The sequence below is a fragment of the Kosakonia sp. ML.JS2a genome (assembly GCF_025642095.1).
GTDB lineage: Bacteria > Pseudomonadota > Gammaproteobacteria > Enterobacterales > Enterobacteriaceae.
Genome location: NZ_CP106754.1, coordinates 5,127,019 through 5,141,991 on the forward strand (window position 1 = coordinate 5,127,019; position 14,973 = coordinate 5,141,991).

The 14,973-nt window shown below is 52.9% G+C and carries 15 protein-coding genes; 9 read left to right on the top strand and 6 right to left on the bottom strand.

Features of this window, described 5'->3' with window-relative positions:
* Nucleotides 1-32 precede the first annotated feature (32 nt).
* From rhaD to rhaM, 7 genes are all read left to right on the top strand, one after another.
* Nucleotides 33-863, top strand: a complete 831-nt coding sequence (gene rhaD / locus N7922_RS24180; protein WP_263098609.1) for a rhamnulose-1-phosphate aldolase — start codon at nucleotides 33-35, stop codon at nucleotides 861-863.
* A gap of 84 nt (nucleotides 864-947) precedes the next feature.
* Nucleotides 948-1,934, top strand: a complete 987-nt coding sequence (rhaS, locus tag N7922_RS24185) for a rhamnose ABC transporter substrate-binding protein (protein WP_061499419.1) — start codon at nucleotides 948-950, stop codon at nucleotides 1,932-1,934.
* A gap of 54 nt (nucleotides 1,935-1,988) precedes the next feature.
* Nucleotides 1,989-3,500 carry a sugar ABC transporter ATP-binding protein gene (locus tag N7922_RS24190; RefSeq protein WP_263098610.1) on the top strand — a complete coding sequence of 504 codons (1,512 nt, stop codon included), beginning with the start codon at nucleotides 1,989-1,991 and terminating at the stop codon, nucleotides 3,498-3,500.
* Nucleotides 3,500-4,504: an ABC transporter permease gene (locus N7922_RS24195; RefSeq protein WP_263098611.1), complete on the top strand. Its 1,005-nt coding sequence runs from the start codon at nucleotides 3,500-3,502 to the stop codon at nucleotides 4,502-4,504. Before N7922_RS24190 ends, N7922_RS24195 begins: the two co-directional genes overlap by 1 nt.
* A complete protein-coding gene (locus tag N7922_RS24200) occupies nucleotides 4,501-5,505 on the top strand; it encodes an ABC transporter permease (protein ID WP_263098612.1) in 1,005 nt (334 codons plus the stop codon). The genes N7922_RS24195 and N7922_RS24200 overlap by 4 nt, the downstream gene beginning before the upstream one ends.
* A 95-nt stretch (nucleotides 5,506-5,600) precedes the next feature.
* On the top strand, nucleotides 5,601-6,749 hold the full coding sequence (fucO, locus tag N7922_RS24205) for a lactaldehyde reductase (protein WP_263098613.1): 1,149 nt from the start codon (nucleotides 5,601-5,603) through the stop codon (nucleotides 6,747-6,749).
* Nucleotides 6,746-7,060, top strand: a complete 315-nt coding sequence (gene rhaM, locus N7922_RS24210) for an L-rhamnose mutarotase (protein ID WP_263098614.1) — start codon at nucleotides 6,746-6,748, stop codon at nucleotides 7,058-7,060. The genes fucO and rhaM overlap by 4 nt, the downstream gene beginning before the upstream one ends.
* A 7-nt stretch (nucleotides 7,061-7,067) precedes the next feature.
* Here the strand turns inward: rhaM and N7922_RS24215 are convergent, their stop codons facing one another.
* The 6 genes from N7922_RS24215 to N7922_RS24240 form a co-directional block, all read right to left on the bottom strand.
* Nucleotides 7,068-7,823, bottom strand: coding sequence for a molecular chaperone (locus tag N7922_RS24215; RefSeq protein ID WP_263098615.1), 756 nt, complete (start codon nucleotides 7,821-7,823; stop codon nucleotides 7,068-7,070).
* Nucleotides 7,820-9,145 (bottom strand): fimbrial protein, encoded by a 1,326-nt coding sequence (locus N7922_RS24220; RefSeq protein ID WP_263098616.1) that lies wholly within the window; start codon nucleotides 9,143-9,145, stop codon nucleotides 7,820-7,822. Before N7922_RS24220 ends, N7922_RS24215 begins: the two co-directional genes overlap by 4 nt.
* Nucleotides 9,146-9,160: 15 nt before the next feature.
* Nucleotides 9,161-11,674, bottom strand: a complete 2,514-nt coding sequence (locus tag N7922_RS24225) for a fimbria/pilus outer membrane usher protein (RefSeq protein ID WP_263098617.1) — start codon at nucleotides 11,672-11,674, stop codon at nucleotides 9,161-9,163.
* A 46-nt stretch (nucleotides 11,675-11,720) separates the two neighbouring features.
* On the bottom strand, nucleotides 11,721-12,437 hold the full coding sequence (locus N7922_RS24230) for a molecular chaperone (RefSeq protein WP_263098618.1): 717 nt from the start codon (nucleotides 12,435-12,437) through the stop codon (nucleotides 11,721-11,723).
* Nucleotides 12,438-12,489: 52 nt separating this feature from the next.
* Nucleotides 12,490-13,023: a fimbrial protein gene (locus N7922_RS24235; protein WP_061499449.1), complete on the bottom strand. Its 534-nt coding sequence runs from the start codon at nucleotides 13,021-13,023 to the stop codon at nucleotides 12,490-12,492.
* A 273-nt stretch (nucleotides 13,024-13,296) separates the two neighbouring features.
* On the bottom strand, nucleotides 13,297-13,845 hold the full coding sequence (locus tag N7922_RS24240) for a helix-turn-helix domain-containing protein (RefSeq protein ID WP_263098619.1): 549 nt from the start codon (nucleotides 13,843-13,845) through the stop codon (nucleotides 13,297-13,299).
* Nucleotides 13,846-13,946: 101 nt separating this feature from the next.
* Here N7922_RS24240 and N7922_RS24245 point away from each other — a divergent pair, with 101 nt between their 5' ends.
* Nucleotides 13,947-14,609 (top strand): AzlC family ABC transporter permease, encoded by a 663-nt coding sequence (locus N7922_RS24245; RefSeq protein WP_263098620.1) that lies wholly within the window; start codon nucleotides 13,947-13,949, stop codon nucleotides 14,607-14,609.
* Entirely contained in the window at nucleotides 14,609-14,932 is a 324-nt protein-coding gene (locus N7922_RS24250) for an AzlD domain-containing protein (protein ID WP_263098621.1), read from the top strand. The genes N7922_RS24245 and N7922_RS24250 overlap by 1 nt, the downstream gene beginning before the upstream one ends.
* Nucleotides 14,933-14,973 lie beyond the last annotated feature (41 nt).

Genomic DNA, 14,973 nt, shown 5'->3' on the forward strand with positions numbered 1-14,973 from the left:
CCCCGCACCGTATTAACAGGAACCACAAGACTATGCAGACCATTATTGATTCCTGGTTCGTCCAGGGCATGATCAAAGCCACCTCCGACGCCTGGCTGAAAGGGTGGGATGAGCGCAACGGCGGCAACCTGACGTTGCGTCTCGATGAGGCGGACATCGCCCCGTTTGCCGCGGATTTTCATCAAAAGCCGCGTTATATCGCCCTGAGCCAGCCGATGCCGTTACTGGCTAACACACCGTTTATCGTCACCGGTTCCGGCAAATTCTTCCGCAATGTACAGCTCGATCCGGCGGCGAATTTAGGCGTGGTCAAGGTGGACAGCGACGGCGCGGGTTACCACATTCTGTGGGGGCTGACGCACGAAGCGGTGCCGACCTCAGAGCTGCCTGCACACTTCCTGTCTCACGGTGAACGTATCAAAGCCACCGGCGGCAAAGATCGCGTGATCATGCACTGCCATGCTACCAACCTGATTGCCCTGACCTATGTATTGGAAAACCACGCTGACCTGATCACCCGCAAATTGTGGGAAGGCAGTACCGAGTGTCTGGTGGTGTTCCCGGACGGCGTTGGCATTCTGCCGTGGATGGTGCCAGGCACTGACGAAATCGGCCAGGCCACTGCCGCCGATATGCAAAAACATTCGCTGGTGTTGTGGCCCTTCCACGGCGTCTTTGGCAGCGGCCCGACACTGGATGAAACCTTCGGTCTGATCGACACCGCCGAGAAGTCTGCGGAAGTGCTGGTAAAAATCTATTCGATGGGCGGAATGAAACAGACCATCTCGCAAGCAGAACTGATTGCATTGGGCAAACGCTTTGGCGTGACCCCGCTGCAATCCGCCATTGATTTGTACAAATAACAACATCGCGCCCCGCTCACTGAGACGGGGCGAACTCTGTCACCTGCAAGCCCTACAAACACTAACTTATGTGGAGTAAAAGCAATGAAAACAAAAGCAAGCTTGATCCTCACCGTTGCCATTCTGGCGTTGTCCGGTTCCGCTGTCGCTGAAGTAAAAATCGCCCTGGTGGCGAAATCTTTAGGTAATGGCTTTTTTGAAGCAGCAAACACCGGCGCGCAGGAGGCAGCCAAAGAGTTAGGAGACGTCAAAGTCATTTATACCGGCCCGACCACCACCACGGCCGAAGCCCAGATCGAAGTCCTGAATGGTTTGATCGCCCAGGGGGTGGATGCGATCGCCATTTCGGCCAACGATCCGGATGCGGTCGTGCCGGTACTGAAAAAAGCCATGCAGCGCGGTATCAAAGTGGTTTCCTGGGACTCCGGCGTCGCCAAAGCCGGGCGACAGATCCATTTGAATCCGTCCAATAACGCCCTGATTGGCGAAACCAACGTCAAACTCGCCGCTGACGCGCTAAAAGCGCTGAACGTCGAGAAAGGCGACGTGGCTATTCTCAGCGCCACACCGACCTCCACCAACCAGAATATCTGGATTGCGGAGATGAAAAAGGTGCTGCCGAAATACCCGTCCATCAACCTGGTGAATGTCGCCTACGGTGATGACTTGTCGGATAAAAGCTACCGCGAAGCGGTGGGTCTGCTGAAATCCTACCCGGACCTGAAAGTGATCGTTTCGCCGTCATCCGTCGGGATTGTTGCCGCCGCACAGGCGGTAAAAGATCAGGGCAAAATCGGCAAAGTGTATGTCACCGGCCTCGGGTTGCCGTCTGAAATGGCGGGGGCAATTAAGTCCGGAGCCAGTAAAAGCTTCGCTATCTGGAACCCGATCGACCTTGGCTATGCCGCAACCTATTTAGCCGATGATCTGGTGAAAGGAACGGCGACCAAAACCGAAGCCAGCATGGGTAAACTCGGCAAGGTCAAACTGGATGCCGATGGCAGCGGCGCGATGGCGGAGCCCTTCGTCTACGATGCCAGCAACATTGATAAGTTCTCAAAGATTTTCTGATCCCTTTCTCCCTCTCCCGGCAGGGAGGGGGAATACAAGACCTGGAGAACGTTCATGACGGCATCCACCCCATTGCTATCCCTTAAGGGCATCACCAAAGTCTTTCCTGGCGTGCGCGCCCTTGAGAATGTACAGCTCGATCTCTGGCCCGGAAAAGTCACCGCTCTCATCGGTGAAAACGGCGCAGGGAAATCCACGTTGGTCAAAGTGATGACCGGCATTTACCAACCTGAAGAGGGCGAAATCCTCTACAAAGCGATCCCCATTTCACTCCCTACGCCGGAGTCCGCCCATAAGATGGGCATCACCGCCATTCACCAGGAAACGGTTCTGTTCGATGAACTCTCCGTGACCGAGAACATTTTTGTCGGCCAGTACCTCTATAAAGGACTTCTGAAGAAACTCGACTGGCCCGCGATGCACCAGAAAGCCCGGGAGATTCTCACCCGGTTGGAAGTGCAGATCGATCCGCACGCTACCTTAAAAACGCTGAGTATCGCGCAGCGGCATATGGTGGCCATTGCCCGCGCGTTGTCGTTTGAAGCGCAGGTGGTCATTCTGGATGAACCCACCGCCGCGCTCTCGCAGCATGAGATTCTGGAGTTTTACCAAATCGTCGAGCGCCTGAAACAGGAAGGTAAAGCGATCCTGTTTATCTCGCACAAATTTGATGAAATTTTTGAACTGGCGGATCACTACACCATTTTGCGGGATGGGGTGTATGTCGATTCCGGGGCAATCAACACCATCAGCGAAGAGCGAATGGTGGCAATGATGGTTGGGCGCGCCATTACGCAGAGCTGGCCCAAAGTGCATTGCGAGCCGGGTGAAACGGTGCTGGAAGTGAGGGATTTGTGCCATCCCACCGAATTTGCTCACATTACCTTTTCGTTACGCCAGGGCGAGATCCTTGGCTTTTATGGCCTGGTCGGCGCGGGCCGCACCGAGCTGATGCAAGCCCTGTCCGGCGTTTCACGCCCCTCATCCGGCGACATTCTTCTGCACGGTAAAACCGTGCATTTTCGCCAACCCGCCGATGCCATTAACGCGGGCATTGTGTGTGTGCCCGAAGAGCGGCAAAAGCAGGGCGCGATTATTGAACTCTCCATCGCCCAGAACATCAGCCTGCCGCAGCTCAGCAAATTAAACCGCAACGGTGTGTTGAACGATGCCCGCGAATCGGCGCTGGCGGATGAGTATGCCCGCCGCTTACAGGTAAAAGCGTTTAGCTGGCGGCAGGCGGTGGAAACGCTCTCTGGCGGCAATCAGCAAAAAGTGGTGATCGGCAAATGGCTCGCCACCCACCCGGACGTCATCATCCTCGATGAGCCCACGAAAGGGATCGATATCGGCTCAAAAGCGGCGGTGCATCAGTTTATGTCTGAACTGGTGGCGCACGGGCTGGCGGTGATCATGGTCTCTTCCGAACTGCCTGAAGTGATGGGCATGGCGGACAAAGTCATTGTGATGCACGAAGGCCTGATGGTGGCGGAATACAAGGCAGGCGAAGCCACAGCGGAAACGATTGTCAGCGCCGCCAGCGGCGCAGGTAAGGAGGCGGCATAATGTGGCAACAACTGCTTAAACACCGTGAAGCCTTGCTGGCCGGGGTGATTGTGCTGCTGGTGCTGGTCATTGGCAGTCGGGTGCCTTCGTTTATCAGTCCGGGCAATCTCGTCGAAATGTTCAACGATACCGCCATTCTGATCATTCTCGCTCTTGGGCAGATGATGGTGCTGCTCACCAAAGGGATCGATCTGTCGATGGCGGCAAATCTGGCGCTGACGGGCATGATTGTCGCGCTGATTAACTTCCACCATCCGGATGTGCCGGTATGGTCACTGCTGCTGCTGGCGACTGTGCTCGGGTTGGTGATGGGCATGATCAACGGTCTGCTGGTGTGGAAACTGGGGATCCCGGCGATTGTCGTCACCCTCGGCACCATGAGCATCTACCGCGGGATGATCTTCTTACTCTCCGGCGGCGGCTGGGTGAACGCCAACCAAATGAGCGCTGATTTTCTCGGCCTGCCGCGATCGGGCGTGTTAGGGCTCCCGGTTCTGAGCTGGTGCGCTGTCGCGGCGCTGCTGCTGGTAGGGTATTTCCTGCGTTATAGCCGCACCGGGCGCGCACTCTACACCGCAGGCGGAAACGCCACTGCGGCCTACTACACCGGGATCAATGCCGGAAAAATGCAGTTTATTAGCTTCTGCCTTTCCGGCGCGCTGGCAGGCTTTTGCGGTTATCTGTGGATTTCCCGTTTTGCCGTGGCGTATGTCGATGTGGCTAACGGTTTTGAGCTGCAGGTCGTGGCAGCCTGTGTGATTGGCGGCATCAGCACCATGGGCGGAACCGGGCGCGTAACGGGCTGCCTGCTTGGCGCGCTGTTTCTTGGCGTGATCAATAACGCCCTGCCCGTCATCGGTATTTCTCCCTTCTGGCAAATGGCCATCTCCGGCACGGTGATTGTGATTGCGGTTCTGCTTAACGAACGCGGCAACAAGCGCAAAGGTCGCTTGATCCTGCGTGATGCAGCGCTGGCGCGACAGAAACAGGCGGTGAAATCATGAGCAAAATACTGACGTCCGACGCGGTAAAACCGGAACCCGCCGCAGCATCACGCTTTCAGCGGCTGTTGTGCTGGGAAGGCTTTTTACTGGCGGTAACGCTGGCGGTCTTTGTGGCCAACGCCCTCGCCTCGCCCTACTTTCTCAATATCTGGAACCTGTCGGATGCGACATTCAACTTTACCGAGAAGGCGATCATTGTCTTACCGATGGCGATGCTGATTATCGCCCGGGAAATCGATCTTTCCGTCGCGTCCACCATGGCGCTTAGCTCAACGGTAATGGGATTTTGCGCCCAGGCGGGTATGGATACGCCGCTGTTGGTGTGCGTAGGTCTGGGCGTCGGGCTGCTATGCGGGCTGTGTAACGGCATCCTGGTGACGCGTTTTAACCTCTCTTCGATTGTTATCACCATCGGCACCATGAGCCTGTATCGCGGCATTACGTACATTTTGCTTGGCGATCAGGCATTGAACACCTGGCCTGAGAGTTTCGCCTGGTTTGGCCAAGGCTATGTTTGGGGCGCGCTGTCGTTTGAGTTTGCGCTGTTTATTGTGCTGGCGGCGATGTTTGCCTTTCTGCTGCATAAAACCAACTTTGGTCGCCGGACCTACGCCATTGGCAATAACCCGACCGGCGCCTGGTACTCCGGCATTAATGTTAAGCGACATAACCTGATCCTGTTTGCCCTGGTCGGGCTGATGGCGGGCCTGGCATCGGTGTTGTTAACCTCGCGCCTCGGCAGTACCCGTCCGACGCTGGCGCTGGGTTGGGAGCTTTCCGTGGTGACGATGGCGGTACTTGGCGGCGTCAATATTCTCGGAGGGTCCGGCAGCATGGTGGGCGTGATCATTGCCGCCTTCCTGATGGGGCTGGTGACGTTTGGCCTGAGCCTGCTCAACGTGCCGGGCATTGTGATGTCGATTGTCGTCGGCGCAATGCTGATCGTGGTGATTTCACTGCCGATTATTACCCGCCGGATCGTCCAGCGCAGGCGAATGTAACGCTGCACAGGCCCAATCTGCGGACAAAACAGAATACCTCCGGCGACAGGGAATCTTGCCACCGGGAAAAATCACAGAAAATCAAGGAGTAAATCATGAGCTTTATGTTAGCACTACCCAAAATCAGCCTGCATGGCGCAGGCGCGATTGGCGATATGGTGAATCTGGTGGCGAACAAACAGTGGGGTAAAGCGCTGATCGTGACCGACGGGCAACTGGTGAAAATGGGGCTACTGGATAGCCTGTTCGCCGCGCTCAAGGAACATAACATGGCTTACCATCTGTTTGATGAAGTATTCCCGAACCCCACCGAAGCGCTGGTGCAGAAAGGCTATGCCGCCTATCAAAATGCCGGCTGTAACTACGTGATTGCCTTTGGCGGCGGCAGCCCGATTGATACCGCGAAAGCCGTAAAAATCCTCACCGCCAACCCGGGTCCTTCCACGGCGTATTCCGGCGTTGGGAAAGTAAAAAACCCCGGTGTGCCGCTGGTCGCCATCAATACCACCGCCGGTACGGCGGCAGAGATGACCAGCAATGCGGTGATTATCGATTCCGCCCGTCAGGTCAAAGAAGTGATCATCGATCCTAACATCATTCCGGATATCGCCGTCGATGATGCCAGCGTGATGCTGGACATTCCCGCCTCTGTGACCGCAGCTACCGGGATGGACGCCCTGACCCATGCCGTTGAAGCCTATGTTTCCGTTGGCGCGCACCCGTTAACCGATGCCAATGCACTGGAAGCGATTCGTCTCATCAATCTGTGGCTGCCGAAAGCGGTAGATAACGGCCATGACCTCGAAGCGCGCGAGCAAATGGCGTTTGGTCAGTATCTTGCGGGCATGGCGTTTAACAGCGCCGGTCTCGGTCTGGTGCATGCGCTGGCTCACCAACCCGGCGCAACGCACAACCTGCCGCACGGCGTTTGCAACGCTATCCTGCTGCCGATCATCGAAAACTTTAACCGCCCGAATGCCGTGACGCGTTTCGCCCGCGTTGCGCAGGCGATGGGGGTAGACACCAAAGGAATGAGCGATGAAACCGCCAGCATGGAAGCCATTAACGCCATTCGCGCACTGAGTACGCGTGTGGGGATCCCTTCCGGTTTCAGCAAACTGGGCGTCACAAAAGAAGATATCGAAGGCTGGCTGGATAAAGCGCTGGCCGACCCGTGCGCACCGTGTAACCCGCGCACCGCCAGCCGTGACGAAGTCCGTGAACTGTACCTGGAGGCATTATGATCCGTAAAGCCTTTGTGATGCAGGTGAACCCCGATGCACACGAAGAGTACCACCGTCGTCATAATCCCATCTGGCCGGAACTGGAAGCCGCGCTGAAAGCGGGAGGTGCGCATCACTACGCGATCTTCCTCGATAACGCGCGCAACCTGCTGTTTGCCACCGTGGAGATTGAATCCGAAGAACGCTGGAACGCCGTTGCTGATACCGAGGTGTGCCAGCGCTGGTGGAAACATATGCGTGATGTGATGCCCGCAAACCCGGATAACAGCCCGGTTAGCGCGGAGCTTAAAGAGGTGTTTTATCTGCCCTGATGGCGTATTACTTTCCCCTCTCTTCACCGGAGAGGGGAAACTCACTCACCGAGATATTCCCTTCATCATCAATGATTTCTGCGCGAACCCGCAGGGGCAACGCGCGATTTCTTGCGGCCTCAGCCGCTACGGAATAGCGTTTTTCGCCGTAGGGCGCCACCATCATGTCCGGCTGCGGTTCCACACCGTAAGCGCGACCTGCGACAAGCAAGGTGATCGTCGCGAACGAAACATGCCACGGCGATCGGTTCTGGCAGATGATCTTCCGCTTTCCATTGAGGTCTTCCAGCCTGAAGTGGACTTTCTCAGACAGGTTTTCAGGCGCGCCCAGCGTTTTCGGACGCCAGAAAATTTTCATTTGCGTATTCATGGTCAGTACCACGCTCTGCGCCTGCAAAGAACGTGCTGGCGCGCCTGGCGGGATCTCATAAACATTGAGCCAGAACACAGACTCGCGATCCTTTGGCAGCGGCGACTGGTTGTAGATCAGACGGATCCCTTGCATTCTTTGCGGAGCGAGGGAAAAGAGCGGCGGAACGGAGACAAACGGCGCGTTAACACTGCCGGGCGCAGGGTTAGCATCGCCGTTGTCCACCCATGTCTGCACCATCACCGGCCAGTCGTTGGTATTTACCAACATCAGACTCTGTTGCGCCTGACCTTCGGTAAAAATCACCCGCGAAGAAGACGCCGTTACGCCAGCGTGAACAGAAAACACCGTTGCCGCAACCAGCGCGCCAGCCCCCGCGAGCAAGCGCATCATTGTACTTTCACCAGGATTTGCGCACTGGCGTAGACCTGACCCGCGCGGACGGTTTGATTACCGATGCGGGAAAGATATGCATTGAAATTAATCGCATATTCGCTGATCCCTAATGTTCCTCCATTATTGACCACCTGAGCGCCTTCCCGCGCGTCATACCACCCTCCCGCTTCACCGGTGGCACAATTGGAAGGGGCTGCATTACAGCGTTGCCAGCCAATAAAATTACGTATCATGCCGTCATTGGCATTAGAGATCTGGATGCCAACACCACTCGCCATACCGGATACACCAAGGTCTGTGGGAAGCAAGTAGCTGACACCGCCAGAGCTGTTAACAAGGTTAAGTCGCAATGCGGCCTGGTAATTTTCATAAGGTACCTGCATGCCCAGCGCCGTCAGGCCGCTAACCGTTCCGGTTCCCGCCAGCCCTTCACAGAGGATGTTCACGGTAAACGTTCCTTGCGATTTGCCGCCATTGTTAAGAGCATCGACAGTGATCGGAGGAAATGTGACGACAGGCGTGACGCTTTTAGCGGTGCAGGTCCGTTTCGATACCAGTTCCGCCATCGGCGCTACACCGCCCATATTGATGCTCATCCAGTTGTCCTTCCACCACCCGTTATAGATATAGGCTGAATCACCCACATCACAATACGCATCCGGGCTGCCCTCGGAACAAAAAGAGACATATCCATTAGGTTGGTTGCAGGTGTAAGAACCCGATGTGAGCTGATCCCGTTTTGCACAGTAATCTGAGGGCGCTTGCCCGCTTGAGGTGGTGCTGCTGACTCGGATAAGCTCGGCGCGTATCGGGCTAAAATCTTTCAGTCGGATATATATTTTCAGGCCATCCGGGGATACGACATAATTCGTCATTGGAATGCGCTGATAGTTACGTGTAAAAACCCTACCGGAATTCACATGCGTTAATCGTATCGCCACGTTCCTGAAAAGCGTCGCATAGTAGTTGGGATAACCATCGAACGCGCCTATATCAAAAAAACCTCCGTTGCGGTCATTACCGTTTGTGGCAATGATTTCGTAGATATTATTTTTATCTGCGATATCACAAACCCACATGATGCTTTCCGGGCCTTTTGTGTAACGAGGGTTATCGTAAAAATTCACCACGTTTGCAGCCAGAGGCGATCCCACGGGCTGGACCGCCGAATTCGTGATGTTAATGGTGCCAAGCGCAAGACTGACGCCCCATCCACTCAATTCTGTACGAACAAAATCAGGCCCTTTCACGCACTTTGCATTCAGGGACAAGCTGGTAAACAAAGAAAGACTCAGCAAGCATATCCGTATAAATGTCATCGGAGACTCCATGAATTAACGGCAAGGTAATCTCATCAGAGCCAGCGGCTCTGGCAAGGAGGGAGCGCGCCATACGATGCGGCAGCTCTCTTCTGGGCTACGCCCCCACTGCACCCGCAACTCCCCCTTTTCTTCATGAGAGCGCAGATAGATCTGATTCGCCTGCCCCACCATTCCTGTACTGTTGTTGTATTCGTCATACACGCTTGTTCCCATTGGAATAATGGTATTGTTCGGGCGCAGAGCGGTGATCAACATCGCTTGCCCCTGCAGGGTGTTGAAACGTAACCGCACTGTCGCGCCAGCATAAGGCGCAACCTGCATTTTCATGGTTTGTAACTCGACGCTGTCGGTCATATTGCGCGGATCAAGTGCAATCTGGTTGATTTGATAAGCGCCCAATGAAGGGGCTATCGCATAACCAAATGCATCAACATAAGCACTCTGCCCACCGATGACCTCTGCACCACTGGCGCCGGGGGCATCAATCAAGGCAAAGCTATCTCCTACCCACTGACCCAGCGTCACCCCACCTTTATGAGCCACAATGGAGCCCTGCAACGACCCTGACGCCTGCCAGTAATTACGTGCTGTAGACCAGGATGTTGCGGCATTGACGTACGGGAAACTGCGCTGGAGGTTGGCTCCCCATCCAGCTTGTTCCATTTTTTTATCCGCGGAAAAATTGAGGCTATAACTCAAGGGATTGTGCTCGCCATAAATTCCGCTCAGCGTGGACTGATAACCACCATCGCTTCCGTCATTACCCGTCGTACGGTTGACACTGGTTGATAGCACGGGTGAATAACGCCGCTGGCCAAGAGGAGCGGATAAAGAGATAGACCACATCGTTTGCATACGGCGACGTAAAGAGAATGCGTCTGCGTTATTGCCGATTCCCGGCGTAATGTTATAGGTTCTGGCCGCAGTAACACTTAACGAAATTCCATAATCAAACAGCTTATTCCAGCCTAGCTGATACTGCTTATCCCTTTGTTTTCCGTCGCTATAATCCTGCCATGATGCTGATGCATTAATATTGCCAAACGAAGCAAGTGGCTGAGCGGCGGAAAACTCAATACGGCTGCGCTGCCTCCAGGTGGGTGATTGCCATTGTTGCCTCTGACTGCGCGCATAACGCGACCCCAGGGTGTCGTAAAGCTCAGCATATCCCTGAGCCGCATACCGGGACGCGGCCAGCGTAAATAATGTTCCGCTTTGCGGCAGTGTTTTGCTGTAGTTCAGCCGTAACATCCAACCTGCGCGGTTGCCATCAACCTGCTTCGCCAGGGAATAAAAGCTGTTCAATCCTAATGCCCCAAGTGCCGAGCTATACACGCCGCCGAGAGACCAGGCCATATACCCTGTCGCCAATTGGTTACCAGCATTGAGCGTAAGAGCGTTGGTCAAACCCTGTCGCCAAACCGCTTCGCTGAAGGTATTCCCTGCATCAATGTTCTGTACTTTTCCTACGGTAAATGACCAGCGCGCTAAGCCAGGTCTAATCGACTCCGCCAGTGAAGAGTAAGGCATACTGTAGGTACTTTTACTGCCATCCGCTTCAGTGATTACAACGGTTAAATCTCCCGCGTAATGGGTTGGATAGAGATCGTCAATGGTAAAAGGCCCTGGCGCTACGGTGGTTTCATAGAGCGTGGTCTGGTCCTGCAAGATGGTGACTTTTGCATTCGTCTTTGCGATACCCCGCACTACAGGCGCATAACCACGAAGAGCATCTGGCAGCATTCGCGTATCCGATGACAACTGCACTCCCCGAAAACCAATGCCGGAAAAGAGCTGGCCGTCGGTGAAGCCTTCTCCCAAAGTCAGCTCGCTGCGTAAGGGATAAATAGCGCGCTGTATATAACGACGGCTGGTATTCCAATGACCGCCGTCGCTGGTGCTGTAGTTTAAGTTTGATTGCTGACGATAACGCCACAATCCCAGGTTGAATCCACCATTAAGATTTAACCAGGTGGAATCCATTTTGTGAGAGTTATAGCGACGCGATGTTACGTGGTACTGGTTAGCCATGTAATTGATAAACAACATACTCTCCCCAGCTTCAAGACTTTCCTCACTCACGCTGCCGCGTGGCAGGGTTTTTAACAACGCCTGCGGTGCAAACACGTCCATACGCAGTTGCGCCTGATCAAATTTCACCGTCGTCCCTTTCATCACGTTATCGTCAGGCCAGTAGCAAGAGGTTTCCGACTCTTCTGGTAATGACTTCAGCCGCAGCATGGCGACTAATTTGTGAGAAAGGCAGGGTTCAACTTTTCCACTATGTGGTGAAAACGAGACCTCGGTGCGGGTAATCAGTGTGCCGTTAAGATAAATATCCAGAGAATGACGACCTGGCGCTATCAATGCGTCCTCGTTCAGTTTTTGTAGATCATCGCTGGATAATCCACTGTTCCTTAATAAAGAGGCATCAAAGTAAAAACTATTATCTTTCGCCATCGCGGTTAGCGATTGCATTGCCATAAGGATGGATAAAATACAAATATATAAACGGTACTGATACATTTAAATCATCCGAACTGAACAGTACTTTCATTATCGAATCAGAACCTTAATGAGAAAGCGAATAAACTTTACTGAATACTCCGCCATAATCATTTATTGCATTAATCGTTAAATGAGTTCCATTATGATCGGGCAATATCCATTGAACAGACGAATAAGGCGCAATCATTCCGGTGTTTTTAATTTTCTTTTGGTTCTTGCCATTATCGACGAAAGCATCAAGCACAGAAATATAATATGCGGTTGTATTTTTTACATCTATTGATTGGCCATGTTTGCTGATCTTAATCACATCGAGTGTTGTGTTTGCATCTTGCGAGAGCCCCTGTGGCCGATAAAATATTTTGAGTCGACTTTTTACCAGCAACGTTAAATGGCTTTCAGCGTTAATGGCATCACTTTTTGCCGGATACTGCAAAAAATTCAACCAAAAAAGCGATTCCCGGTCCTGGGGCAACGCTTTTCCGGTGAATTTCAGCCGCATAACATGTGTCTGATGACCATTAATACGAAAAATAGGCGGCATCATAATAAAAGGGGCATCCGCCGTTTCTGGTGTTGACTCAGGATTATTAATATCTGTCCACGCCACAACCAGGACAGGGGCTTCACCGGTGTTATTAAATGTCAGGGATTTCTCTTTTGCATCCGCAAGATAGACAACACGGGTGCCAAGCATTGTCACACTGGCGTAAACCTCGCTGCACGCCAGCAAAAGGACACATAATGCAAACCACACTCTGACTAACCAATCTCTAAACATGCTGATGTAAACCAGAAAATGGCGCTGCCGAAGCAGCACCACATGAAAGTGATTACAGATAGGTCACGGCAAACTGCGCCTGGGCCTCAACAGCACCAGCAGTTGCCACACCAGTCGCATAGTAACGCGCAACCATATCAAAATTGGCGGATGTCGCACCACCACCTATATTCTGCATTGAGGTCTGCGCTTTATTACCAGTAAAATCTAATGCTGTTGCACCCTCTAACAACTGAATCGCGACATTTGTCGCAGGCGAATGGGTAGCAATGTTTTTCAAATCACGACCGTCAACATCATTCGCAACAAAAACAATACCCGCGGTAGTGCCCTGAGAATTGCAGTTATCCAACGTGACAGTAAAAGGCGTATCGCCTGCAGTTGAACCAGAACTGGCCAGTTGACTTTTACTCACTGTAGGTAAAAGGATAATAGGTGAAGCTGTACTATTATTAATTTTAACAGTACAGGTTTGTTCACTCACCTCCCCCAAGAAATAAACAGTATTGTTGGCCTGAGAAACCAACGGCGCACTCATTAAACCAAAAGCAAATAATACCGAAATAGAATGACTCATCCTGAGCATGCGATGCCTCCATTACAATGTGTTGTAGTACGAAACCATAAAAATTGCATTACGCAACGGATTCTAATATTGGATGCAAAGCATACAGACGAGGATTATTGATGTAAAGCAACTTTACTTATTTAATGATCTGGTAATACCACCCCGCAAAATACATATTATTTGAGTTAAATATCAAAATTTAAATTCACCGCATCAATATTAATAATAAAACTAATAAAAATGGCGATACACGTTCAACTAACATCAATGCATTATCGCCATAGTAGAATATTAATTCTGCTCTGCCACCAGAATGGCCTGGGTATCCGATTCGAGCGCTTTAAAGATATGCTCCTGATCTGCCGGATAACAGATATAATCGCCTTCATTCAGTTCTTCTGGCGTTTCTGTCAACCCAACCAGCGCCCGGCCTTTTGTCACAATAATATGTTCAACTGAACCGACCGGATGGGGCCGCGAAATACGATCTGCACCAGGTTGCGTCTGTAACAGATAAATGTCGCGCCGCGCGCCTGGCGGGCAGGTCGCAAGTAAAATAGCCTGGTAATTGGCCTGCTCAGCCACCACTTTGGTACCTTCACCGCGGCGAATGACCTGTGTTTTAGCACCTTGTGGCTCCAGCAGGCGCGCGAAAGGAATATCCAACGCCACACAAAGGGACCAAAGTGTTTCCAGGCTCGGGTTACCGTTGCCAGCTTCCAGTTGAGACAGCGTGGATTTTGCAATACCGGCGCGACGGGCTATTTCCGCCAGTGAAAGCCCGGTTCGCAAGCGTTCACGTACCAGACTTTTAGCAATAACGCTGATTGGCTGTGTCATACACAACTCCATCGTTCATTAAAAAGAACGAATCGTTCATCTTGAAAAACGATTCGGGTATGTTCATTATAATGAGTAATCGTTCGATATGGTTATCATCTATGTTCAAAAAACACATTTCAAACCTCAGCGACGATACCATTAAGGCCATCATTCTCGTCTGCCTGGCGGTTGGCGTGGTCGCCGTCTCTTACGGTTCACTGGCCATGGCTTATGGTTTTCCGCTCTGGGTTCCCCTTGCGCTCTCGATGTCGGTGCTGGCTGGCGCATCCGAATTTATGTTTATTGGCATTGTCGCCAGTGGTGGTAATCCCCTGGCGGCCGCTGTTGCCGGTCTGCTTGTCAACGCCCGCCATATACCTTTCGGGGTGACGGTACGTGAGTTGGTCGGCAAAGGCACGGTGGGTTTCCTCGGTTGCCACATTATGAATGACGAAAGTGTGGTGTTCGGTTTGTCGCAAAAAACGCCGGAACAGCGTAAAGCGGCCTACTGGCTTTGTGGACTGGGCGTTGCCCTGTTGTGGCCAGGGGGGGTGATGGTCGGCGCAGCTGTCGGTAAGCTGCTCCCCACACCAGAGACCATCGGCCTCGACGCCGTCTTTCCGGCTATTTTGCTGGCGCTGGTGCTACCGGCACTGAAAAAGAGAACCACGCTTATTCGCGCCACCAGCGGTGCGGTGGTGTCACTGGCGGCAGTCCCCTTTACGCCAGTAGGATTACCGGTTCTGCTCTCCTTACTGGGCTTACTGACGAGGAAAAAATAATGGCCAGTGTTTCGCTGATCATCGGCGGTATCGTTATTCTTTCCGTGGGAACCTACCTGATGCGCCTGGGAGGGACAAAGCTTGGCAACAGGCTGGCGCTTTCCGAACACTCGCAAGCGCTGCTTTCCGATGCTGCCACCACACTACTGTTCGCCGTAGCGCTGGCAGCGACGTTATATGAAGGTGAACATTTCGCCGGGATGGCCCGTCTGCTGGGGGTATTATTTGCGGTATTTCTTGCCTGGCGGAAGATGCCGTTGATTGTGGTGATCGTTTCTGCCGCAGTGGTAACCGCATTACTGCGCCTTGCAGGCATCCATTAAGGCAAAAAAAAGCGCCCGCAGGCGCTCTTTCGACAGTAATG

Excerpts from the sequence above, each read along its gene's own strand:
- N7922_RS24195 (WP_263098611.1), top strand. The coding sequence starts at position 3,500 with ATGTGGCAACAACTGCTTAAACACCGTGAAGCCTTGCTGGCCGGGGTG.
- N7922_RS24200 (WP_263098612.1), top strand. The coding sequence starts at position 4,501 with ATGAGCAAAATACTGACGTCCGACGCGGTAAAACCGGAACCCGCCGCA.
- N7922_RS24225 (WP_263098617.1), bottom strand. The coding sequence starts at position 11,674 with ATGTATCAGTACCGTTTATATATTTGTATTTTATCCATCCTTATGGCA.
- N7922_RS24245 (WP_263098620.1), top strand. The coding sequence starts at position 13,947 with ATGTTCAAAAAACACATTTCAAACCTCAGCGACGATACCATTAAGGCC.
- N7922_RS24215 (WP_263098615.1), bottom strand. The coding sequence starts at position 7,823 with ATGATGCGCTTGCTCGCGGGGGCTGGCGCGCTGGTTGCGGCAACGGTG.
- N7922_RS24190 (WP_263098610.1), top strand. The coding sequence starts at position 1,989 with ATGACGGCATCCACCCCATTGCTATCCCTTAAGGGCATCACCAAAGTC.
- N7922_RS24240 (WP_263098619.1), bottom strand. The coding sequence starts at position 13,845 with ATGACACAGCCAATCAGCGTTATTGCTAAAAGTCTGGTACGTGAACGC.
- rhaD (WP_263098609.1), top strand. The coding sequence starts at position 33 with ATGCAGACCATTATTGATTCCTGGTTCGTCCAGGGCATGATCAAAGCC.
- N7922_RS24230 (WP_263098618.1), bottom strand. The coding sequence starts at position 12,437 with ATGTTTAGAGATTGGTTAGTCAGAGTGTGGTTTGCATTATGTGTCCTT.
- N7922_RS24250 (WP_263098621.1), top strand. The coding sequence starts at position 14,609 with ATGGCCAGTGTTTCGCTGATCATCGGCGGTATCGTTATTCTTTCCGTG.
- rhaS (WP_061499419.1), top strand. The coding sequence starts at position 948 with ATGAAAACAAAAGCAAGCTTGATCCTCACCGTTGCCATTCTGGCGTTG.
- N7922_RS24235 (WP_061499449.1), bottom strand. The coding sequence starts at position 13,023 with ATGCTCAGGATGAGTCATTCTATTTCGGTATTATTTGCTTTTGGTTTA.
- fucO (WP_263098613.1), top strand. The coding sequence starts at position 5,601 with ATGAGCTTTATGTTAGCACTACCCAAAATCAGCCTGCATGGCGCAGGC.
- N7922_RS24220 (WP_263098616.1), bottom strand. The coding sequence starts at position 9,145 with ATGACATTTATACGGATATGCTTGCTGAGTCTTTCTTTGTTTACCAGC.
- rhaM (WP_263098614.1), top strand. The coding sequence starts at position 6,746 with ATGATCCGTAAAGCCTTTGTGATGCAGGTGAACCCCGATGCACACGAA.